This window comes from Brenneria nigrifluens DSM 30175 = ATCC 13028 (genome assembly GCF_005484965.1).
Classification (GTDB): domain Bacteria; phylum Pseudomonadota; class Gammaproteobacteria; order Enterobacterales; family Enterobacteriaceae; genus Brenneria; species Brenneria nigrifluens.
On sequence record NZ_CP034036.1, the window covers coordinates 724094 to 746834 of the forward strand.

At 57.9% G+C, this 22741-nt stretch carries 17 protein-coding genes; 7 read left to right on the plus strand and 10 right to left on the minus strand.

The window, feature by feature from the left end:
- Nucleotides 1-11: 11 nt before the first annotated feature.
- The 4 genes from rsmA to lptD form a co-directional block, all read right to left on the minus strand.
- Complete coding sequence (gene rsmA, locus EH206_RS03305; RefSeq protein ID WP_009111399.1) at nucleotides 12-830, minus strand: 16S rRNA (adenine(1518)-N(6)/adenine(1519)-N(6))-dimethyltransferase RsmA; 819 nt, start codon at nucleotides 828-830, stop codon at nucleotides 12-14.
- Entirely contained in the window at nucleotides 823-1824 is a 1002-nt protein-coding gene (pdxA, locus tag EH206_RS03310; RefSeq protein WP_009111400.1) for a 4-hydroxythreonine-4-phosphate dehydrogenase PdxA, read from the minus strand. The genes rsmA and pdxA overlap by 8 nt, the downstream gene beginning before the upstream one ends.
- Complete coding sequence (gene surA, locus EH206_RS03315; RefSeq protein WP_009111401.1) at nucleotides 1824-3119, minus strand: peptidylprolyl isomerase SurA; 1296 nt, start codon at nucleotides 3117-3119, stop codon at nucleotides 1824-1826. The genes pdxA and surA overlap by 1 nt, the downstream gene beginning before the upstream one ends.
- 92 nt (nucleotides 3120-3211) lie before the next feature.
- Nucleotides 3212-5605 (minus strand): LPS assembly protein LptD, encoded by a 2394-nt coding sequence (lptD, locus tag EH206_RS03320; protein WP_009111402.1) that lies wholly within the window; start codon nucleotides 5603-5605, stop codon nucleotides 3212-3214.
- A gap of 150 nt (nucleotides 5606-5755) precedes the next feature.
- Between lptD and djlA the strand changes: the two genes are divergently transcribed.
- On the plus strand, nucleotides 5756-6625 hold the full coding sequence (gene djlA / locus EH206_RS03325; protein ID WP_009111403.1) for a co-chaperone DjlA: 870 nt from the start codon (nucleotides 5756-5758) through the stop codon (nucleotides 6623-6625).
- A 54-nt stretch (nucleotides 6626-6679) separates the two neighbouring features.
- Here djlA and rluA read toward each other — a convergent pair whose 3' ends face one another.
- The 4 genes from rluA to EH206_RS03345 form a co-directional block, all read right to left on the minus strand.
- Nucleotides 6680-7333 carry a bifunctional tRNA pseudouridine(32) synthase/23S rRNA pseudouridine(746) synthase RluA gene (rluA, locus tag EH206_RS03330; RefSeq protein ID WP_009111404.1) on the minus strand — a complete coding sequence of 218 codons (654 nt, stop codon included), beginning with the start codon at nucleotides 7331-7333 and terminating at the stop codon, nucleotides 6680-6682.
- 20 nt (nucleotides 7334-7353) lie between these two features.
- Nucleotides 7354-10257 (minus strand): RNA polymerase-associated protein RapA, encoded by a 2904-nt coding sequence (rapA, locus tag EH206_RS03335; RefSeq protein ID WP_009111405.1) that lies wholly within the window; start codon nucleotides 10255-10257, stop codon nucleotides 7354-7356.
- A gap of 174 nt (nucleotides 10258-10431) precedes the next feature.
- Nucleotides 10432-12798, minus strand: a complete 2367-nt coding sequence (locus tag EH206_RS03340) for a DNA polymerase II (RefSeq protein WP_009111406.1) — start codon at nucleotides 12796-12798, stop codon at nucleotides 10432-10434.
- 134 nt (nucleotides 12799-12932) lie between these two features.
- On the minus strand, nucleotides 12933-14510 hold the full coding sequence (locus EH206_RS03345) for a sensor domain-containing diguanylate cyclase (RefSeq protein ID WP_040343634.1): 1578 nt from the start codon (nucleotides 14508-14510) through the stop codon (nucleotides 12933-12935).
- A gap of 587 nt (nucleotides 14511-15097) precedes the next feature.
- Here EH206_RS03345 and EH206_RS03350 point away from each other — a divergent pair.
- From EH206_RS03350 to EH206_RS03375, 6 genes are all read left to right on the plus strand, one after another.
- On the plus strand, nucleotides 15098-16234 hold the full coding sequence (locus tag EH206_RS03350; protein ID WP_009111408.1) for an ABC transporter substrate-binding protein: 1137 nt from the start codon (nucleotides 15098-15100) through the stop codon (nucleotides 16232-16234).
- A gap of 123 nt (nucleotides 16235-16357) precedes the next feature.
- Complete coding sequence (locus tag EH206_RS03355) at nucleotides 16358-17257, plus strand: branched-chain amino acid ABC transporter permease (protein ID WP_009111409.1); 900 nt, start codon at nucleotides 16358-16360, stop codon at nucleotides 17255-17257.
- 59 nt (nucleotides 17258-17316) lie between these two features.
- Nucleotides 17317-18300 (plus strand): branched-chain amino acid ABC transporter permease, encoded by a 984-nt coding sequence (locus tag EH206_RS03360; protein WP_232216591.1) that lies wholly within the window; start codon nucleotides 17317-17319, stop codon nucleotides 18298-18300.
- The gene (locus EH206_RS03365; protein ID WP_009111411.1) at nucleotides 18290-19069 is read left to right on the plus strand and encodes an ABC transporter ATP-binding protein; all 780 of its coding nucleotides are present in this window, start codon (nucleotides 18290-18292) and stop codon (nucleotides 19067-19069) included. The genes EH206_RS03360 and EH206_RS03365 overlap by 11 nt, the downstream gene beginning before the upstream one ends.
- Nucleotides 19062-19757 (plus strand): ABC transporter ATP-binding protein, encoded by a 696-nt coding sequence (locus EH206_RS03370; RefSeq protein WP_009111412.1) that lies wholly within the window; start codon nucleotides 19062-19064, stop codon nucleotides 19755-19757. The genes EH206_RS03365 and EH206_RS03370 overlap by 8 nt, the downstream gene beginning before the upstream one ends.
- A 94-nt stretch (nucleotides 19758-19851) precedes the next feature.
- Nucleotides 19852-20622, plus strand: coding sequence for a DedA family protein (locus tag EH206_RS03375; protein ID WP_009111413.1), 771 nt, complete (start codon nucleotides 19852-19854; stop codon nucleotides 20620-20622).
- A 63-nt stretch (nucleotides 20623-20685) separates the two neighbouring features.
- Here EH206_RS03375 and ilvN read toward each other — a convergent pair whose 3' ends face one another.
- Nucleotides 20686-20979 (minus strand): acetolactate synthase small subunit, encoded by a 294-nt coding sequence (ilvN, locus tag EH206_RS03380; RefSeq protein WP_009111414.1) that lies wholly within the window; start codon nucleotides 20977-20979, stop codon nucleotides 20686-20688.
- A gap of 4 nt (nucleotides 20980-20983) precedes the next feature.
- Complete coding sequence (ilvB, locus tag EH206_RS03385) at nucleotides 20984-22648, minus strand: acetolactate synthase large subunit (RefSeq protein ID WP_009111415.1); 1665 nt, start codon at nucleotides 22646-22648, stop codon at nucleotides 20984-20986.
- Nucleotides 22649-22741: the final 93 nt, after the last annotated feature.

Sequence of the window (22741 nt, forward strand, 5' to 3'; positions counted from 1 at the left end):
AACAACTCCAGTTATTCCGGCGCGGCAGGATGCTCGGTCAGCCAGTTCGCCAGGCGGCAGTATTGCTCCACCGTCACGTTTTCGGCCCGACAGGTCGGGTCGATGCCCAGCTCCGTCAGCAGTGGCGGCGTAAAGATATTACCCAGGCTGTTGCGCAGCGTTTTACGCCGCTGATTAAACGCCGCGGTGGTAATCCTGCTCAACGTACGGATGTCGTTCACCGGATACGGAACCTGCGCGTAAGGAACCAGACGGACCACGGCGGAATCGACTTTCGGCGCCGGTTTAAACGCCGTGGGCGGCACTTCCAGCACCGGGATTATCTGACAGTAATACTGGGCCATCACGCTTAAACGGCCGTAGGCTTTACTGTCGGGACCGGCGACCAGACGGTTGACCACTTCCTTCTGCAACATAAAGTGCATGTCGCGGATAGCCTGAGTATAGCTGAACAGGTGGAACATTAACGGCGTGGAGATATTATACGGCAGATTGCCGAACACCCGCAGCGGCTGTCCGGCCTGCTCGGCCAGCGCGGAGAAATCCACCGTCATGGCGTCCTGCTGAATAATGGTCAGCTTATCTTTCAGCGTGGGATGGGTTTCCAGCCGCGCCGCCAGATCGCGATCCAGCTCGATGACGGTAAAGCGATCCATCCGCTCGCCGACCGGCGCGGTGAGCGCGCCGAGTCCGGGGCCGATCTCGACGATGGCCTGACCGGGCTGCGGATAAATGGCGGAAACAATGCTGTCGATCACAAAACGATCGCTTAAAAAGTTTTGCCCAAAGCGTTTACGGGCGAAGTGGCCTTGGTGTACTCGATTATTCATTAATATGCGTTGTCATTTTAATGGCAAGGTTTAATGCCGTGATAAAGCTGCCGGGATCGGCGCTGCCGCTGGCGGCTAGCTCCAGCGCCGTGCCGTGGTCGACCGAGGTGCGGATAAACGGCAGCCCCAGCGTGATATTCACCGCGCGGCCGAATCCCTGATATTTCAGCACCGGCAGGCCCTGATCGTGATACATCGCCAGCACCGCGTCCGCATGTTGCAGATACTTCGGCTGAAACAGCGTATCCGCGGGCAACGGACCGATAAGGGAGATGCCCTGCCGGCGCAGTTCATCCAGCGCGGGGATGATGACGTCCAGCTCTTCACGGCCCATATGGCCGCCTTCCCCGGCGTGGGGATTCAGGCCGCAAACGTAGATTTGCGGCCGTTCGATGCCGAATTTGCTCTGTAAATCATGATGCAGAATGGTGACGACTTCATGCAGGCTCTGCCGGGTAATGGCGGCAGAGACGTCGGCGAGCGGCAGATGCGTGGTGGCTAACGCGACGCGTAATTCTTCGGTCGCCAGCATCATTACCACGCGTTTGCAGCGGCTGCGAGCGGCGAAAAATTCGGTATGTCCGCTGAACGGCACCCCGGCGTCGTTAATAATACCTTTGTGGACCGGCCCGGTGATCAGGGCGGCGAATTCGCCGTTCAGGCAGCCGTCGCAGGCGCGCGCCAGCGTCTCGACCACGTAGGCGCTGTTGCTGACGTTAAGCCGGCCGGCCACCACGGTCGCCGGGGCGGGGAGCGCCAGCAGCGTCAGGGTTCCCCCCTGCTGCGGCCGGGCGGGCGTCCCGGGCTGGTAATGCCGCAGGGTCAGCGGCAAGTGCAGTTGCAGCGCCCGGCTCATCAGCAGGTCGGGGTCGGCGCACACCACCAGCTCGACCGGCCACGGCCGCTGCGCCAGCGCAATAACCAGGTCGGGACCGATCCCGGCGGGTTCGCCGGGAGTGATCGCCACGCGTGGCGTATCGTTGCTGCCGTGCATCAGTTGTCCGCGTCGTTGACGATTTTAACGTAAGCCGCCGCGCGCTGTTCCTGCATCCAGGTTTGCGCCTCTTCGGCGAATTTGCGGTTGAAAATCATGCGGTAGGCGCGCTCTTTCTGCGCCGCGTCGGTTTTATCCACCTGGCGGGTATCCAGCAGCTGAATCAGATGCCAGCCGAAGGCGGAGTGGACCGGCTGGCTGATTTCGCCTTTGCGCAATTTCAGCAGCGCATCGCGGAACGCCGGATCGTACATATCCGGGGACGCCCAGCCCAGATCGCCGCCCTGATTGGCCGAACCGGGATCCTGCGACAGCAGTTTCGCCTGCGTGGCGAAGTCGGTGCCGCCGTTTTTAATCTGCTGGGCGACCTCTTCCAGCTTCGCCTGCGCCTGGCTGTCGGTCATCACCACCGAAGGCCGCAGCAGAATATGGCGGGCATGGGTTTCGGTGACCGACACGGTTTTATCGCTGCCGCGCAGATCGTTAACCCGCAGAATATGGAAGCCGACGCCGGAACGGATAGGGCCGACTATCTGCCCTTTCTGCGCCTGCGTCAGCCGTTCGGCGAACAGGGTCGGGATCTCCTGCAGCTTGCCCCATCCCATTTGGCCGCCTTGCAGCGCCTGGGAGTCGGCGGAGTAGCTGATGGCGAGTTTGGCGAAATCCGCCCCTTCGTTGATTTGCTTCACCAGGGAGCCGGCCAGATTTTCAGCTTCATCAACCTGCTGCTGGCTGGGGTTTTCCGGTAACGGAATAAGGATATGGCTCAAATTGAGTTCGGTATCTTCCCCGGTCTGGTTGGCGATCTGTTTGGCCAGCGCATCCACTTCCTGCGGCAGCACGCTGACGCGGCGGCGAACTTCGTTATTGCGCACCTCGGCGATCAGCATCTCTTTACGAATCTGGCTGCGGTAGGTGTTGTAGTTAAGACCTTCATAAGCCAGCTGGCTTTTTAACTGATCGAGCGAGATACGGTTCTGGGCGGCGATGTTGGCGATAGCCTGATCCAACTGCTGATCCGTAATCTGGATACCCATTTTCTGCGCCATCTGCAGGACGATGTTATCCATGATCAGACGGTCGATAATCTGATGGCGCAGGGTGGCGTCATCCGGCAATTGCTGGCCCGCCTGCTGGGCATTCAGTTTCACCGACTGTAAAAGGCCGTTGACGTCGCTTTCCAATACGACGCTGTTATCAACCACTGCTGCAACTTTATCAACCACTTGTGGTGCTGCGAACGCGGTAGAAGCACTTAGTGCCACTCCGAGAATAAGCGTTCTCCAGTTATTCATACCTTTCCCATTTATCTCATCCGCAAGGCGGGTTAAAAGTTTCGTTGATACAGCCTGCTCGCCCATTTATACCGGCTGGCGGCGCGATAGCGTCAAAATGCGCGCTGGTAGGGCAAAATACCCGACCGCAGCATTTTTTCGGAGCCCAGACTGTAATTATTGCTTAAACCACGTAATTCGATATTAAACGACACCTTATTATCATACACGCTGCCGTTGCTCTCCCAGTCGGTGATTTTGCGTTCATACCCGACGCTGACGGCCCAGCAGCAGGTGTTGTACTGCACCCCAATCAACTGGCTGGCAGGCTGATTGGCCTTGGTATCATAGTAGTAAGCCCCCACCACGGCCCACTGGTCGACGATCGGCCAACTGGCGGTAACGCCTACCTGCGAAATGCCCTGTTGGAAACCGGGGTTCTGCACATTCGGCAGCATGGCCTGAATGTACTCCGGGCTGGCGTAGCGATAGTTCAACTGTACCAGACGTTCGGCGTCCTTGCGGTATTCCAGCACGGCGTCGCCCAGCGCCACTTCGTTGAGGCGGGCGTCGTACTGCAATCCGCCGCGCATGCCCCAGTTATCGTCAACCTTCAGATAGGCGTCGCCGGCCCATACCATGCTGCCGTTATCATCGCTTTGATCGAGCGACATATTGCCATCGCCGGTACGCGGACGATCAAAGTAATAGATTTGACCCACGGAGGCATTAAAACGTTCAACCAGTTCGTCATCATAAATACGCGATGTTACCCCGGTCGCCAACTGGTTGGCCGAAGCGATACGGTCCAGGCCGCTGTAGCTGCGGTCGCGGAACAGCCCGGAGTAGTCGGCCTGCAGCAGCGTTGAATCATAGGTATGGATGTCGCTTTGGTTGCGATAAGGCACATACAGGTATTGCGCCCGCGGCTCCAGCGTTTGGGTATACCCTTGCGACCAGTCCATCTCGCGCTCGAAAACCATCTTGCCGTCTATCTTGTACTGCGGCATCACGCGGTTTACCCTGTCTTTCAGATTGTTCTTTGAGCTGTCGCTGACCGTCGGGTCGGCGCGGTAGCGATCGAGATTGTCCTGCTGGTAATGCGTCGCCAGCAGCTTGGCTTCGGTGTTCAGGCTGCCCCAGCGGTTGGTCAGCGGCAGGCTCAACGCCGGTGCGATATGCAGACGCGTGGCTTCCGGCCGGTTATCGTTCACGTTGGTGAATTTTACCGCCTGACCGTAAAGATGCAGATCGACCGGGCCGATATCATTCTGATAATAATTGATATCGAGCTGCGGTTCGGCACGGTAGACGTCCCGGCTGTTGGCGGTGGAAAATACCTGGAACTGTTTGGTGGAGAGCGTGGTATCCCAGTTTTGATTGGCGTAGCCCACGCTGAGTTTTTGGGAGACGTAGCCGTCGGTGGTTGAGCCGTATTCCGAGTCCAGATCGGTGAAATAGCGATCGTCGCTGACTTTGGTATAGTCGGAATTGAAACGCCAGACCTGATCCATCACGCCGTTGTGCCGCCAGTGAAACAGCCAGCGGGTGTCGTTATCGTCCAGCGGCGCGTCTTTGGCGTATTCATCGTCGCTGGGCAGCCAGTCGAACTGAATGGTGCCGGCGCCGGGGGCGGTCAGGTAACGGAATTCGTTCTGCCACTGCATGCCGCGTTTGGTTTGCAGATGCGGCGTGATGGTGGCGTCAAAATTGGGCGCGATATTCCAGTAGTATGGCGTCAGCAGCTCAAATCCGTTGCTGCTGCCGAATTTGGCATTGGGGATCAGGAAACCCGAGCGCCGCTTGTCGCCGATGGGCAATTGCAGGTAAGGGCTGTAGAAAACCGGTACGCCGCCAATCATAAAACGCGCGTTCCAGATTTCGGCAACCTGCTCTTCGCGGTCCTGAATCACTTCCGAACCGACGACGCTCCAGCTATTATCTCCCGGCAGGCAGGAGGTAAAGGTGCCGTTTTCCAAAATGGTGTAGCGATTATCGTCGCGCATTTTCATTTTGTCGGCGCTGCCGCGTCCCTGACGGCCGACCATCTGATAGTCGCCCTCATACACGTCGGTATCTTTGGTGTTGAGGTTCGACCAGGCCTTGGGACCTTGCAGAACGACCTGGTTATCGTCGTAACGCACATTGCCGGTGGCGGTAATGGTACGCGTGGGCGCGCCGTCCTGAGCGGCGGATGCAATCTGGTTGAGCTCCACCTGCTCGGCGGTCAGGACGCTGTTACCCTGCTCGATATTGACGTTACCGCTGAACAGGGCGCTGTCAGGGTAGTTGGCCGTGGTTTTGTCGGCCTGAATATTTACCGGCAAATCATTGGCATCGCCGGTGACCAGCGGCCTATTGTACGTAGGTACGCCCAGCATGCACTGTTCGGCGAGATCGGCCAGCGTTTGCTGGCTGTATAGCGCCGACCAGATCAGGGTGGCCAGCAGGGTTGGGAAACTTTTTTTCATACGCGGTATCAGGTGTTCCGTCATCAGAGGCATCATGCCGGCAAACGGTCAGAGACTATATCACTCGTCAGCGTTGCGCCAGTGTTAAATCCCCACTGTTTAATACGCGCTGCCGTTAGGTGCAAAGATAAATGACGGGTATGATAAAGCAATTTTTAACCGGCGGCATGAGGATTTGAGGAGTATATGCGGTATTGGGGAAAGTTGCTGGGGCTTATGCTGGGAATTATCTCTAGCGGCGGCATCTGGGGAATCATCACGGGACTGCTGATGGGGCACTGGCTTGACCGGGCCAGGGCATCGCGTCGCCGTGACTTTTTCTCCGCCCAAGCCACGCGCCAGTCGCTGTTTTTTCTCACCACTTTCCAGGCGATGGGCCACCTTACCAAATCCAAGGGACGGGTAACGGAGGCGGATATCCGAATCGCCACCAGGGTGATGGATCGCCTTGAGCTGTTCGGCGAGGCGAGAACCGCGGCGCAGCAGGCTTTTCGCGAAGGCAAGGCCAGCCATTTCCCGCTGCGGCTTAAGCTGCGCAAACTGCGCGACGCCTGCCTGGGTCGTTTCGATCTGATTAAGATGTTTCTGGAAATTCAGCTGCAGGTGGCGTTTGCCGATGGCGTGCTGCATCCGAATGAAAGACGCTTGCTGTACGTTATCGCCGACGAACTGGGCGTGACCCGCGAGCAGTTCGACTTTTTTCTGCGCAATATGGAAAGTTCGGCTTACCACGCCAGACACGGCGACGGCGGACAGAGCGGCAAGTCCCACCAGCGCCGCGGCCAGTCGTCCGGCGGCCATTCTTACGGCGGGCAGCGGCAGCCGGTATCCCCGCGCGGACCCACGCTGGAAAGCGCCTACCGTACGTTGGGCGTACGGCGCAACGATGATGCGGCGACCATTAAGCGCGCCTATCGTAAGCTGATGAGCGAGCATCACCCGGATAAGCTGGTGGCGAAGGGGCTATCGCCGAGGATGATGGATATGGCCAAACGCAAGGCGCAGGATATTCAGGCCGCCTATGAACTGCTGAAAAGCGCCGATCAATTGAAGTAACGACGTCTCCTTTCCCCCGCCTTTATCGTTCTCTCCTGCTGCCTGCTACCGTGCTCAAAAGTCCGCCTCACAGCGAAAGTGCATCGGCGTGTTGAATTGCGGGTGGGTGATGCACAGCTCCTGGGCGTGAAGCAGCAGACGGGGCGCCAGCGCTTTGGCGGCGGGATGGGCGTAAAAGCCGTCGCCCAGAATCGGGTGGCCCAACGCCAGCAGATGGACGCGCAGCTGGTGAGAGCGCCCGGTGATCGGCATCAGCCTGACGCGCGTGGTGCCGTCGCCGTCGCGCGATAAAACCTGGTATTCGGTTTGCGCGGCTTTTCCCTGCTCAAAACAGACTTTCTGTTTGGGCCGGTTCGGCCAGTCGCAAATCAGCGGCAGGTCGATCAACCCTTCATCCCGCTCCATTATCCCCCAGACGCGGGCGATATAGGACTTTTTGGGCTCGCGTTCGCGGAACTGGCGCTTTAACTCACGCTCGGCCGCTTTGGTCAGCGCCACAACCATCACCCCGCTGGTGGCCATATCCAGACGATGGACCGACTGGGCGTCGGGGTAGTCGGCCTGAATGCGGCTCATCACGCTGTCCTTGTGTTCCGGCGCGCGGCCGGGAACGGAGAGCAAGCCGCTGGGCTTGTTCACCACCATGATGTGCCGATCCTGATACAGGATATGCAGCCAGGGATCGGCGGGGGGATTGTAGTCTTCCATCGATAATGCCTTTCTGCCGGCTACTGGTGGGTGACCACCACCAGGCGAATGGCGTCCAGACGCCAGTTTGCCTGATGAAGGTTACGCAACACCTGCTCGCGCTGATTTTCCAGCGCGCTCAATTCATCGTCGCGGATATTCGGGTTGACGGCCTTGAGCGCCTCCAGACGTTCCAACTCGCGGCGCAACTGCTGGTCGGCCTGCTGCTGGGCATCGGCGATCATCTGGCGCGCCTGTTCTTCCACTAGTGCTTCCGCCTGTTTGAGCATGGCGTGCACGTCCGCCTGGACGGCGTTCACCAGCTTGCTCGAGGTATGACGGTTGACGGCGCTGAGCTGGCGGTTAAAGCTTTCAAACTCCACCTGTCCGGCCAGGTCGGCGCCTTTGCGGTCCATCAGCAGGCGCACCGGCGTCGGCGGCAGGAAGCGCGTCAACTGTAAATTTTTCGGCGCCTGCGCCTCCACCACGTAGACCAGCTCCGCCAGCAGCGTGCCCACCGGCAGCGCCTTGTTCTTCAACAGCGACACGGCGCAACTGCCGGTATCGCCGGAGAGGATCAAATCAAGCCCGTTGCGGATCAGCGGATGCTCCCAACTGATAAACTGCGCGTCTTCGCGCGACAGCGCCTGTTCGCGATCGAAGGTGATGGTGCAGCCGTCCTGCGGCAAGCCGGGGAAATCGGGCACCAGCATATGGTCGGACGGCGTCAGAATAATCAGGTTATCGCTGCGATCTTCCTGATTAATGCCCACGATATCAAATAGATTAAGCGCAAAGGTGACCAGATTAACGTCGTTATCCTGTTCGGCGATGCCCTGCGCCAGCCTCTGCGCCTGTTCGCCGCCGTTGGAATGCATTTCCAGCAGTCGGTCGCGCCCTTGCTCAAGCTGCTGTTTAAACTGTTCGTGCTGCTGGCGGCAGAGGCGGATAAACTCATCCAGTCCCTGCCGCTCGCCCGGCGCGGTCAGTCGTTCAATCAGCTGCGCGTAGTGGGCGTCATAGATGGCGCGGCCCGTCGGGCAGGTGTGCTCGAAAGCGTCCAGCCCTTCGTGATACCAGCGCACCAGCAGCGCCTGGGCGGTATTTTCCAGATACGGGATCAGGATCTGGATCTGCTGCGTCTGGCCGATGCGATCCAACCGCCCGATGCGCTGTTCCAGCAGATCGGGGTTGAACGGCAGATCGAACATGATCAGCTGGCTGGCGAACTGGAAGTTGCGGCCTTCGGAACCGATCTCCGAGCAGATCAGCACCTGCGCGCCTTCTTCCTCGGTGGCGAAATAGGCGGCCGCCCGATCGCGCTCAAGAATGGACAGACCTTCGTGGAAAACGGCGGCGCGAATGGCTTCGCGGGTGCGCAGCACCTGTTCCAGCTGCAGCGCGGTGGCGGCCTGCGCGCAGATTACCAGCACTTTTTCGTGGCGGTTGGCGGTCAGATAATTGAGCAGCCACTCGACGCGCGGATCGAAATTCCACCAGGTGGCGTCGTTCCCTTCCAACTGCTGATAAATCTGCTCCGGGTAGAGCATATCGCGCGCGCGGGCTTCGGGCGCTTTGTTGGCGCCCATAATGGCGGACACTTTGATCGCCGTCTGATACTGGGCCGGCAGCGGCAGGCGGATTTGATGCAGAATACGCTGCGGGAAGCCTTTCACCCCCTGACGGGTATTACGGAACAGCACACGGCTGGTGCCGTGGCGATCCATCAGCATGGCGATCAGTTCCTGCCGCGCGCGCGGGTTGTCTTCGCCGTCGCTGTTAATCGCTTTCAGCAGCGGTTCGATATCCTGCTCGCCGAGCAGTTCGCTCAGCACGTTAAGCTCAGGCGTTTTGGCTTTTTCTCCCGCCAGCAGCAGCGTTACCGCATCGGCCACCGGGCGGTATTGCCGCTGTTCGGCGACGAATTCCCGATAGTCATGGAAGCGATTCGGATCGAGCAGGCGCAAACGGGCGAAATGGCTTTGCTGACCCAGCTGTTCCGGCGTGGCGGTAAGCAGCATCACCGCCGGAATATTGGCGGCCAGACGTTCAACCGCCTGATATTCGGGGCTGGGCGCCTCTTCACTCCAGGAGAGATGATGCGCCTCATCCACCACCAGCAGGCCCCAGTCGGCGTTGACCAACTGTTCGAAACGCTGCGCATCGCGCCGTACGAAGTCCAGCGAACAGATGACCAACTGCTCGGTTTCAAAGGGGTTGTCGCTGTCCAGCTTCGCTTCCGCGTAGCGTTCGTCGTCAAACAGCGAGAACAGCAGGTTGAAGCGGCGCAGCATCTCCACCAGCCATTGGTGCTGCAGGGTTTCCGGCACTACGATCAGCACCCGCTCGGCGCGGCCGGCCAGCAGTTGCTGGTGAATGATCATCCCGGCCTCGATGGTTTTCCCCAGGCCGACCTCATCCGCCAGCAGCACGCGCGGCGCGTGGCGCTGTCCGACTTCGTAGGCGATATGCAGCTGATGCGGGATCAGGCTGGCGCGCATGCCCCGCAGGCCACCCCACTGCTGCAGCGCCTGTTCGTGCTGATGTTTACGCGCGCGGTAGCGCAGGGCGAAGCGATCCATACGATCGATCTGGCCGGCGAACAGGCGATCCTGCGGCTTGTTGAACGTCAGCTTGCTATCCAGCATGATTTCGCGCAGTTCGGCCGGGGCCTCGTTATCCAGACGCTGGCCGCGGTACACCAGCAGCCCGTTCTCATCGCCGACGGCGTCTACTTTCAGCTGCCAGCCTTCGTGGCTGGTGACGATATCGCCGGGGTTGAACATCACCCGGGTGATGGGCGCATCGCTTCTGGAATAGAGTCGGTTTTCATCGCTGGCAGGGAAAAGCAGGGTGACCATGCGGTTGTCGACCGCAATCACCGTACCCAATCCAAGTTCGCTTTCCGTATCGCTGATCCAGCGCTGACCAAGTGTAAAAGGCATAAATTCTTAGCTCGATTTTTGTCTGTGTCGGTATAGAGTCGGGTTCTATTTCGCCATGCGCATCCGGCACGAAGAAGATAATGGCGTTGTCGATGTCAATTGAGAAAGGGCGTTATGGTAATGGAAGGCGACGCGTTCGTCACCTGCTCAAAAGCCCGCAGCGGACGCCGATGATTAAAATAGCCCCATCTGACCGGTAATCAGGGTAGTGAAATCGTCGTGCAGAAAGGGAAGAATGGCATCGGCCACCGGCTGTAGCTGGCGCTCGACGTAGTGCTGATAGTCGAGCGGCGAATGCCGGGTTTCCAGCGGTTCCGGCCCGCTGGTGGTGATGACGTAGCTGATCCAGCCGCCGTTTTGATATTGCAGCGGCCGCCCCTGTCGGCGATTGTAGTCGTCGGCGATTTTGGCCGCCCGCGCATGGGGCGGCACGTTGCGCTGGTAGTCGTCGAGCCGGCGGCGCAGCCGTTTACGGTAAACCAACTGCGCATCGAATTCGCCGTTCAGGGTCTTCGCCACATAGTCCCGCAACCATTGCTGATAAGGACGTTGCTGAAAGATAAGCAGATAAAGCTGCTGCTGAAAATGCTGCGCCAGTGGCGTCCAGTCGGTGCGCACCGTTTCCAGTCCCTTAAAAATCATTTTTTCGCCCTGGGGCGTATCTATCATCCCGGCGTAGCGTTTTTTACTGCCCTGTTCGGCGCCGCGGATGGTGGGCATCAGAAAACGGCGGAAGTGGGTTTCAAACTCCAGCTCCAGCGCGCTGGTCAGCCCGTGAGTTTGCTGCAGATGCGTGCGCCACCACTGGTTGACCTGCCGCACCAGCGTATTGCCGATGCGGGCCGCCTCTTCCTGCGTATGGGCGCGCCGCAGCCACACAAAGGTTGAGTCGGTATCGCCGTAGATCACCTGATAACCCTGTTGTTCGATCAGTTCGCGTGTTTTGCGCATGATTTCATGGCCGCGCAGGGTGATGGAAGAGGCCAGCCGGGGATCGAAAAAGCGGCAGCCGCTGGCGCCCAGTACGCCGTAAAAGGCGTTCATGATGATCTTCAACGCCTGCGAGAGCGGTTTGTTGCCGGTGCGTTTGGCGGCCTCGCGTCCTTGCCAGATATGCTCGACGATGGCCGGCAGGCAGTGCTGCCGGCGCGAAAACCAGGCGCCGAGAAAACCGGCGACGGCGTGCCGTTCGTCCGGGTGCTGCATTCCCACCGCCAGACCCACCGGGTCGATCAGGAAGGTGCGGATAATTGACGGATACAGGCTTTTGTAATCCAGCACCAGCACCGAATCGTATAAACCGGGGCGGGAATCCATCACGAATCCGCCGGGGCTGGCTTGCGGCGCGACCTCTCCCAGGTTCGGCGCCGCATAGCCCATGCGATGCATGCGCGGCAGGTAGAGGTGGGTAAAGGCGGCGACGGAGCCGCCGCTGCGATCGGCGGCCAGTCCGGTCACGTTGGCGCGCTCCAGTAAAAAACGCATCAGTTCCGTTTTGGCGAAAATACGGCTAACCAGTTCGCAGTCCTGCAGGTTATAGCGGGCGAGGGCCGGTTTATCTTCGGCGAAGCGGCGGTCGATTTCGTCCATGCGCTGGTAGGGGGTATCGATGGCTTTACCCTCGCCCAGCAGCGCCTGCGCGACAAATTCCAGGCTGAAGGAAGCGAAATTCCAGGTGGCGGACTTAAGCGCCTCGATGCCGTCAATAATCAGCCGGCCCGCGGCGCCGGCAAAAAAATGTCCCGGCTTGAAGCCGTGCTCGCGCCACTCCAGCTCACTGCCGTTGCGGCCCAGCCGCAGCGGGATGCGGTAGCGCTCGGCGTGTTTTTGCAATACCCGCAGGTCGAACTGCACCAGATTCCAGCCGATAATGGCGTCAGGATCGTGCCGCTGCAGCCACTGGTTCAGTTTTTCCAGCAGCTGCGGGCGGCTGGCGACATATTCCAGCGTGAAATCATCGGCGTCGGCGGCATGTCCATTGGCCGGGCCGAGCATATAAACCTGACGTTGACCGCAGCCTTGCAGGCCGATGCAGTACAGCTCGCCGTGGCGGTTGGTTTCGATATCCAGCGAAACCAGCTTGAGATCGGGGCGGTAATCGGGATTGGGCTTCATCCGCGCCTCGGTCAGCAGACCGGACGACGCGCTCTCGCCGCTTAGCCAGACGGAGGCGGTAATAAAGCGCTCCATCAGAAAGCGGTCGGGCGGACGGATATCCGCTTCATAGACCTGAACCCCGTCTTCGCGCAGAAACTTTTCCAGCCGCAGAAGCTGGCGGTATTGCCCGCAATACAGCCCCAGCAAGGGCTGATGATGAAAATCCCGCAGCGCCAGCGGCCGTAGCTGCCAGCCTCTCTCTTTGGTTAATAGGCGAGTGGCCTGGGCCTGTTGCGCGACGGGGATAAAAGCGACCGCCTGTTGCGCGGGCAGGCGGACCAGCAGCGGACCGTCGTCGGTGGCAAGCCAGAATTCCACCTGGGCGCCGGCGGGGGCGTCATACCAGTGGCGGGTGAGAATAAAGCCCTGACGAGTCTCGGTCACTAAGGCTGCCTTTTGGTTGGTTGCCGCGGGAGAAAGATGATTGAGTATGGTTATTTATACAGGTGATGTCCAGGGGTTTGCCGCCATAGTCCGTTGAACGGCTGGGGGGAATTACAGCCGCCATCGCGGCGGGCTCAGCGTGCGACCGCGGCGGCGATCACCCGGTTACGGCCCTGCTGTTTGGCTTTATACAGCGCTTCGTCCGCCATTTTAAACGCCCGTTCCATGGTGGTGTAATGATGGCGCGGCGCCCACTGCGATACCCCCAGCGAGATGGTGATATGGCCGACCGACGGAATATCGGCTTGCTGCACCTTGTTACGCAGGCGTTCCGCAATCTCCATCGCGCTTTTCATCGTGGCTTCCGGCAATAAAATCAGAAATTCCTCCCCTCCGCTGCGGCATAAAATATCGCTATCGCGCGAACTGTTGCGGATAAGCTGCGCAAGATAGATGATTACGCTATCGCCGACATCATGGCCATAGGTGTCGTTAACGCGTTTGAAACGGTCGATATCCAGCGCGATAATGGCGAAGCTTTTCTGGCCGAGCTGCCAGTAGCGCAGAATGCTTTCCATACCCCGGCGGTTAAACAGCTCGGTCATGGGGTCGGTTTGCGCCTCATAGCTCAGCTTGCCGATCTTTTTCTGTAGCAGATCGATGCCGATTAGCATCGCCTGTTTGAGCTGCGTGGCCTCAAAATACCAGGAGCGGATTTTCCTGATGTCGTCGGAAACATTCTGCGAGTCCATTTTATTGGCGCTGCGCGCCAGCAGCCACAGCGGTTGGGCAATAAGCCGGGCCAGCAGCCAAACGCCGAATAGGGTCAGCATGGCGAATGGCAAAGTATGGCGTAACACATTCATCATCAGGCTATCCAGCGGCTTTAATGTTTCACTCGTTGGGCGCAGCACCAGCACTTCCCAACGGCTGGCGGGAACCACGGCGTATCCGACCAGCACTTCTTTACCCTGTTTATCCCCCATCTTCCGGCTGCCGTCGCTCTCCGTGTGGCTATCCACTATCGGGCTGGTGTGGGCAATGACGCCGATCTGATGGGGGTCTTGGTGGTACAGAATTTTTCTAAAGTGGTCGGTAACATAGATATAAGAACCGTCCTGATAAAAGTGTTGGTCAAGCAATGCATTGAGAATACTGGGTTTTTCCAGGTGAATGGAGCCGCCGATAAACCCCTGGTAGCGCCCGTCCCGGCTAAATATCGGCGCAGAGACAAGGACGATCAAGTTATTGACCACGGAAACATAAGGCGAACTGATCAACAGATCCTTTTCCTGCAGGGCCTGTCTTACGCCGGCCGTAGTGACCTTATGTCCTATCCATTGAAATATATCGGGAAAGGCCGCCTTGACCACGCCATGTTCATCGACAATGGATATGGTGTTAAAACTGCGGTTCTGTAACCCGATACGTCTGGTTTCCCGGTACAGGCGGTCGCCGTCATCCATATGGTCCGCTATCTCGCCGGCGCTGTAAGCTAATTGCTGCAGCGATTCTTTAAAGAAAGTATCGGTGGTGGCCGCCAGCTTGGCCGCGTAAACGCGATTGGCTTCCAACGTGTTATCGATCAGCAACTGACGTTGTACCCGGTAACTGGCGTAAAAACTGTTAACCAACATAATCAGCGCGCTGGTAACGGACAGGAGTATGATTAGCTGTCGTAATCCGATGTGATTGACGCGTTTTAACAACATATTGGGCAGATTGGCGCGGTGGTAAAAATGGTCGCTATCATAAGTGCTGCTATATGGCCTGTAAATTCTGGTTAGTATAGTCATCTTGGGCGGGGAGGGATGATAAATTTTTCACCAATTCCTGATGCAAAAAACTTTCTCCCCCTGCTGCTATAGCATAAAAAGTGGCAAATGACATATTTAAAGGAATAATCACTATGGCGTCTATTTACCGTCACGCCCGCGCAGAGCATAAATAATAGATGACAATCATCAGCATACGATATTGCCGACTCGTCCTGAGAAGCTGATTTACTTATAGAATCTGGCTGTTAACCACGGCGCACTTTTTAAAAGCAACGACGAAACAAATTGGTGCATTTCCCTTTACGCCTTTTGCGCTCCGCTCTATTTTCTACCGTAATAAATCAATTTTCTTGTTATTTATTAATTTGTTAATAACGATTTTATCGTTCTGGCACATTTATTGCTGATTTCAGTTCCGCCAGCAGAATATATCCCTGCGGCAATTTTCAGACTCTCACAGTCAGGCGTACGGCTTTATTCCATTACTGGGATGTGCATCTCTCATTATCAAAGAGGCGATCATGAATAACAATTTTGTCAGAATAACGGTAGCAGCTGCATTTGTTTCCTCTGTTCTCTGCGCCAATAGCGCGCTGGCGGCCGAAGTGAAAATCGGCGTGGTCCTGCCTTTAAGCGGACCGCTGAGCGGTTTTGGGCAACCTTCGCAAAAAGGCGTTGAGCTGATTAATAGCCTGGAGCCGACGCTGAAAAACGGCGATACCATTAAACTGGTCATCATTGATGACAAAAGCGACAAGGTGGAAGCGGCCAACGCCATGCAGCGCCTGGTTTCCAGCGATAAAGTCGATGCGGTGATCGGGGAGGTAACCTCGACCAATACCATGGCGATGACCAAAATGGCCGAAGACACCAAAACGCCGCTGGTTTCCCCGACCGCCACCAACGACCGCGTAACCCGCAACCGCCAGTATGTCAGCCGCGTATGTTTCTCCGATAGCTTCCAGGGCGTGGTCGGCGCCAATCTGGCATCGCGTGATTTGGGGGCGAAAACCGCCGCCATCATGTTCGACAGCAGCAACGACTATTCCGTCGGTCTGGCGAAATCCTTCCGCACCCAGTTTCTGAAAAACGGCGGCACCATTCCCGTCGAAGTGCAGGTGCCGGGCGGCAGCAAGGACTTCAAAGCCCAGCTCTCCACCATCAAGGCTAAAAACGTCGATATGATCTATATGCCGATCTATTACACCGAAGCGGCGTTGATCGCGGTACAGGCCAAACAGCTAGGGCTGAAGGCGCCGGTGGTCGGCGGCGACGGCCTGGCGGCTGACCAGATCTTCTTCACTCTGGGGCAGGATGCGGTCGAAGGCTATATGGCCACCGACTACTACTCGCCGGACGCCAAAGAGCAGACGCCGGAAGGGGAGAAATTTATCCAGGCTTGGGAAGCGAAATATAAAGAGCCGACCCATACCTGGGGCGCGATGACCGCGGACGCTTACAAAATGATCGTCAACGGCATGAATCAGTGCAGCGACCCCAAAGACCGGGTTTGCGTCAATGAAAAAATCCGCGCCACCAATAATTTCACCGGCGTGACCGGCACGCTGACGCTGAAAGACGGCGATGCCATCCGCAGCGCGGTAATAAATGAAGTCAAAGATGGAAAAATGGTCTTCAAAACGGTGGTTAACCCTTAATTATCCCTTGCATCTTTCAAGCTGCGGCGACGCTCTTTACGCGTTTCCTTTCCGAGGTGCGTAAAGAGCGTCGCCGCAGGGTGAAATTTACTGGCTAAATAAAGGCTAATAAGGATTGAGTTTATGGATGCGGCCATTTTCTTTCAGCAGGTGGTTAACGGCATGAGCCTGGGCAGTATGTATGCGCTGATAGCCATTGGTTACACCATGGTTTACGGCGTATTACGACTGATCAACTTCGCTCACGCCGATATTATGATGGTGGGGGCATTCCTTGCCCTGTTCGGTTCCACCACCTTTGAGTTGCCTTTCGGGGCCGCTATTTTATTCGCCATTCTCTTTTCGGCGCTGCTGGGCGTATGCATCGATCAGATTGCCTACCGCCCGCTGCGGCAGGCTTCCAAAATCTCCATGCTGATTACCGCCATTGGCGTGAGCTTCTTTTTGGAGAATCTGTTTAACGTGCTGTTCGGCGGCAGCCCGCGCTTCTTCGCCGCGCCGGAATTTTTTAATCAAACCGTTTCCTTCGGCGGCATCATTATCACCAACGTCGCCTGGCTGGTGCCGCTGGTCACGCTGGTGTTGTTGGGCTGCATTCTGTTTATCCTCTACCGTACCCGGCAGGGGATGGCGATCCGCGCGGTGGCCTTTGATGTCAATACCGTCCGCCTGATGGGGGTGGACGCCAACCATATCATCGCCTTTGTCTTCGCGTTGGGCAGTTCGCTGGCGGCGCTGGGCGGAATTTTTTACGCCACCAGCTACCCGACCATCGATCCGTTAATGGGGGTATTAATCGGCCTGAAGGCGTTTGCCGCCGCCGTACTGGGCGGTATCGGCAGCGTAACCGGGGCGGTGATCGGCGGTTTTATTCTGGGCTTCACCGAAGTGGTCGCCGTGGCGATATTTCCCGAACTGGGCGGATATAAAGACGCCTTTGCATTTATGTTTTTGATTTTGGTCCTGTTATTCAGACCGGTCGGCATTATGGGTGATGAAAGACTGGAAAGGAGCCGTTTCTGATGAGAATGCCAACCAATTCCTTTTCGCTGCTGGGCGGCTATGCCGGGTTATTTGTGATTATGCTGCTGGCGCTGTTTGCGTTGCAGCATCTGTTTGACGATTACGTGCTGCGCATTGTGTGTAATATTTTTATTTTTATGATCCTGGCGGTGAGCTACAACCTGATTAACGGCGTCACCGGCCAGCTATCCCTTGAGCCAAACGGTTTTGTCGCCGTCGGCGCCTATATTACCGCCATCTTGTTGCTAAGCGCGGAAACCAAGCTGGATATGTATGAGATGGCTTCCCCCAGCGCGCTGGTGCTGGCGCTGCATACCTCCTTTTTGCCCGCGCTGATTATCAGCGGGGTCTGCGCCTCGCTGCTGGCGGTATGCCTGGCGTTTCCGGTTTTCCGGGTGCGCGGCGACTATCTGGCGATTGTCACCCTGGGGTTTGGTTTTATCATTAAAATCCTGGCGATTAATAATCCGCAAATCACCAACGGCGCCATAGGTCTGAACGAAATCCCCCAGGCCGGCAATATGCTGTACTGGTGCGGCTTTATCGCCCTGATCGCGGTGCTGCTTGTTTTACAGATCGTCTATTCCAAATACGGCCGGGCGATGAAGGCGGTGCGCGACGATGAGGACGCGGCGATCGCCATGGGGATCAATACCTTTAAAATCAAAACCTGCGCCTTTGCCACCAGCGCCTTTCTGGAAGGGATCGGCGGCGGTTTGCTGGCTTCGCTGCTGACGATTATTTCTCCCGATCTGTTTGATTTTATGCTGACCTTCCAACTGCTGATCATCATTGTCCTGGGCGGGTTGGGCAGCACCACCGGCGCCATTCTGGGCACCATCGTGGTGGTGGGCAGCGGCGAGTGGCTGCGTTTCCTTGACCAGCCGCTGAACCTGTTCGGCGAAGATCTGGGAACTTATCCCGGTTTACGGATGGTGGTTTTTTCATTGGTACTGCTGATCATTATGCTTTTCGCCCGCGAAGGGCTGTTGGGTAAGCGGGAAATCTGGGAAGTGAGCAGGAGGCGCCGTCATGGAAAATAAACCCATTCTCAGCGTTGATAACGTCATGATGCAATTTGGCGGACTACGGGCTATCGATGGCGTCAGCTTTACGCTTAATCCGGCGGAAATATTTGGTCTGATCGGCCCCAACGGCGCCGGGAAAACCACGCTGTTTAACGTTATCACCGCCAACTATAAACCGACGTCGGGAACGGTGATGCTGGGCAGTGAAAAAATTACCGGCCTGAAACCCAATCAGGTGGTCAATCGCGGCATTGCCCGCACCTTTCAGAATATTCGTTTGTTCAATTCCATGACGGTGCTGGAGAACGTATTAATCGGTTTTGATCGCGCCATTCACTACTCTTTTATTGAGGCGGCGCTGCATATGGGGCGCTTTTTCGCGGCGGAAAAACGGGCCAAAGCGCAGGCGATGGAGATCCTCGACTACATCGGCATCGCGCAGCATGCCGATTCGCTGGCCACCAACCTGAGTTACGGCAATCAGCGTAAAGTGGAGATCGCCAGGGCATTGGCCACGTCGCCCGCGCTACTGCTGTTGGACGAACCGGCGGCCGGCATGAATCCCAGGGAAACCAACGAGCTGGCGCAACTGATTTTTAAAATGCGCGAGGATTACCAATTAACGGTTTTGCTGATTGAGCACGATATGTCTTTCGTCAACACCCTGTGTGAACGGGTGCTGGTGCTGGACTATGGCAAACCGCTGTTTAGCGGCACCACCCATGAGGCCATTAACAATAAAGAGGTGATTGCCGCGTATCTCGGAGAGGTTGATTATGCTTAAGGCCGCTGATCTACAGGTATTTTATGGGCTGATTCAGGGATTGAAAGGGATCGACATCGAGGTGAACAACAGCGAGATCGTTACCCTGATCGGCAGCAACGGCGCGGGGAAAACTTCCACGTTGAACGGCATTATCAATCTGGTGAAATCGACCGGGCAGGTGAATTTCCTCAATGAGGATATCTCCCACAGCCTGACGCATCAGATTGTGCGCAAAGGGCTGGCGCTGGTGCCGGAGGGGCGTAAGGTGTTCACCAACCTGACCATTGAAGAAAACCTGCGCATGGGGGCGTACAACAATCCGGTCAACTTCAACTACCTGAAGGATAAAATGTACCAGCTGTTTCCGCGGCTGAAAGAGCGCCGCAGCCAGCTGGCCGGCACCATGAGCGGCGGGGAGCAGCAGATGCTGGCGATTGCCAGGGCGCTGATGAGCGAGCCGGTGCTGCTGATGCTGGACGAACCCAGCCTGGGGCTGGCGCCCAAGATAGTGGGCGAAATGTTCGGCATCATCAAGCAGTTGCAGAAGGATAATATCACCATCCTGCTGGTGGAGCAGAACGCCACCGCCGCGCTGAGGATTGCCGATCGCGCCTATGTGCTGGAGAACGGCAAGATCGTGCTGCAAGGCCAGGCGCAGGCGATTCTGGCCAATCCCGACGTGAAAAAGATGTATCTGGGGGGGTAGATTTCCCTCTGGCGTAAATACTGAAAATGACCGGTTGACGGCATCAGCCAAGATCCACACAATCCCTTTTTTATCACCAACGAGTTGGGATTTTATGGAAGCATGGCTGGATCATCTGGTGACGCAGTCATTAGCCTATGTACTGCTCGCCGTCATGCTGGTCACCTTTCTGGAATCTCTGGCGCTGGTCGGCCTGCTGTTACCGGGAACGGTGATGATGGCGACGCTGGGGGCTTTGATCGGCAGCGGCAAGGTGGGGCTGTATCCGGCGTGGGGCGCGGGGATTGTCGGCTGTCTGCTGGGGGACTGGATCTCTTATTTTATCGGCCGGGGTTTTAAAGAGTCGTTGCATCGCTGGTCTTTCTTGAAAAAACACCAGACGATGTTGCGCAAAACGGAGTATGCGTTGCATCAACACCATATCGCCACCGTGCTGATCGGGCGCTTCGTCGGCCCGACCCGCCCGCTAATTCCGCTGGTTGCCGGGATGCTGGAACTCTCGCCCTATAAATTCGCCTTGCCGAATATTATCGGTTGCCTGTTATGGCCGCCGATCTATTTTTTACCCGGCATATTGGCGGGCGTCGCCATTGATATTCCCGCCGCCGCCAACGGCGCCGGTTTTAAATGGCTGCTGCTGGCGACGGTGTTACTGCTGTGGAGCGCGGCGTGGCTGAGCTGGCGCTGGTGGTGGGGAGATAAACGCAAAAAGCGCGACGGGCTCAGCCGGTGGCTGCCAGTAAACCGTTTACGCTGGGTAACGCCGCTGGCGCTGCTGGCGGCGGGCGCGTTTCTGACGATGCTGCTGCAACATCCGTTAATGCCCGTCTATCGCCACCTGCTGTGGCAGGTGCTGAATGGCTAAATCGCCGCCCCTCGCGCAATGGAATGCCTGCGGGATCGTCATTGCGCGAGGGCGGTCGGGCGATCAGCGATAAAATTCCGCCACCTGATCAAAGATACGCATTTCATCGCCGTGGCGGCGCACCTGCAGCACATCTTCCAGCTTTTCCACCTGGCTTACCATCTGTTGCAGCCGCTGGTCGTCCTGCACCAGCAGCCAGATGCGGCTTTCGTCGCCCCCCGCCAGCGGCATACACAAGATCCCTTCGACGTTAAACGCCCGGCGGGCAAACAGGCCGCATACGTGAGACATCACGCCGGGGTGGTTGCGTACCGATAGCTCCAGCGTCACCTGGTTTGAGACTGATTGAGTTGGCATGGTATTAATCTCCGATCATATCGATGTTGGCGGCGCCCGGCGGCACCATCGGATAAACTTTTTCATTGGCGTCAATCAACACATGGATCAGCGCCGGTCCCGGTTGGTTCAGCGCCTCGGCCAGAGCGGCGCGAGGATCCGCCGCCGCATTCAGATCGCAGGTGGCGAAACCGAAACCCGCGGCGATGGCCAGAAAGTCGGTGCGGTAGCGGTAGTCCGCCGCAAAGATACGCTGCTGGAAAAACAGCGCCTGTTGCTGGTGAACCAGGCCAAGGGACTGATTGTTCAGCAGAATGATTTTGACGTTCAGCCCCTCTTCCGCGGCGGTGGCCATTTCCTGAATATTCATCATCAGGCTGCCGTCGCCGGAAAAGCACGCCACGGTGCGCTCAGGCTCGGCCAGCGCTGCGCCAATCGCGGCGGGCAGGCCAAAGCCCATGGTTCCCAGCCCGCCGGAAGTCAGCCACTGTCGCGGCCTGCGCAGCGGATAGGACTGGGCGACCCACATCTGATGCTGCCCGACGTCGGTGGTGATAATCGCCTCATCGCCCAGCGCTTGCGCGGCGGCCCGTATCAGCCCGTAGTGGCTCAATGGGTCATCCGTTCCCGGCATATTGACCGGAAACTCGCGTTGCAGTTCGCTGACGGTCGCGTGCCAGGCGTCGCGCCGCTGGGAGGCGACCAGCGGCAGCAACCGGTCCAGCGCCTGCGCGACATCTGCATGCAGGGCAACGTGCGGCCGTCTGATTTTACCCAGTTCAGCCGCATCGATATCAATATGAATGATGCCGGCCTGCGGGCAGAACTGTTCCGCCTTGCCGATCGCCCGGTCGTCAAAGCGGGCGCCCAGCACAATCAACAAATCCGCCTGTTGCAGGATCAGATTGGTTGAGCGCGCGGCGTGCATCCCCAGCATGCCCAGCGACAGCGGATGATCGGCCGGCATGGCGCCCAGCGCCATCAGCGTCATGGTGGTGGGCAAACCGGCGCGTTCCGCCAGTTGTACGGCCTGCCGATGGGCGGACGCGCTGATGATCCCGCCGCCAAGGTAGAGAATCGGGCGCTGGGCGGCGTTAATCAGCGCGGCGGCCTGCTCGATTTTTTGCCCGTCGAGCGTCGGCGGCGCCGGGGGCGGGACTATCGCCGGCAGTTCATCCAGCTCGATTTCCGCGGTTTGCACGTCTTTGGGAACATCAATCCACACCGGACCGGGACGACCGGACTGGGCGATGCGAAAGGCGTCGGGAATGACGCGCGGCAGATCGCGGATATCTCTCACCAGATAGTTATGTTTGGTGACCGGAATGGAGATGCCGTAGGTGTCCACTTCCTGAAAGGCATCGGTGCCGATCATGCAGGAAGGCACCTGCCCGGTGATGCAGACCAGCGGAATCGAATCGAGTTTGGCGTCGGCGATGGCGGTCAGCAGATTGGTGGCTCCCGGCCCGCTGGAGGCCAGACAGACGGCGGCCCGCCCGCTGGCCCGCGCCATGCCCTGGGCCATAAAGCCGGCGCCCTGTTCATGGCGCGCCAGCACATGGCGGATGGTTTTGCTTTGGCCGAGCGCATCGTATAACGGCAGGGCAGCGCCGCCGGGAATGCCTGCCACCGTGGTGATGCCTTGCCGTTCGAGCAGCCGGACAATCAATTGGGCGCCTGTATAACGCATGATCATATCCTTTATCAGGGCCGGCGCGGTGGCGGAGCGGGGAGGGTGGAAACAAGAAACCCCGCTCGGCTTGCGCCGGCGGGGTTTGGGAAT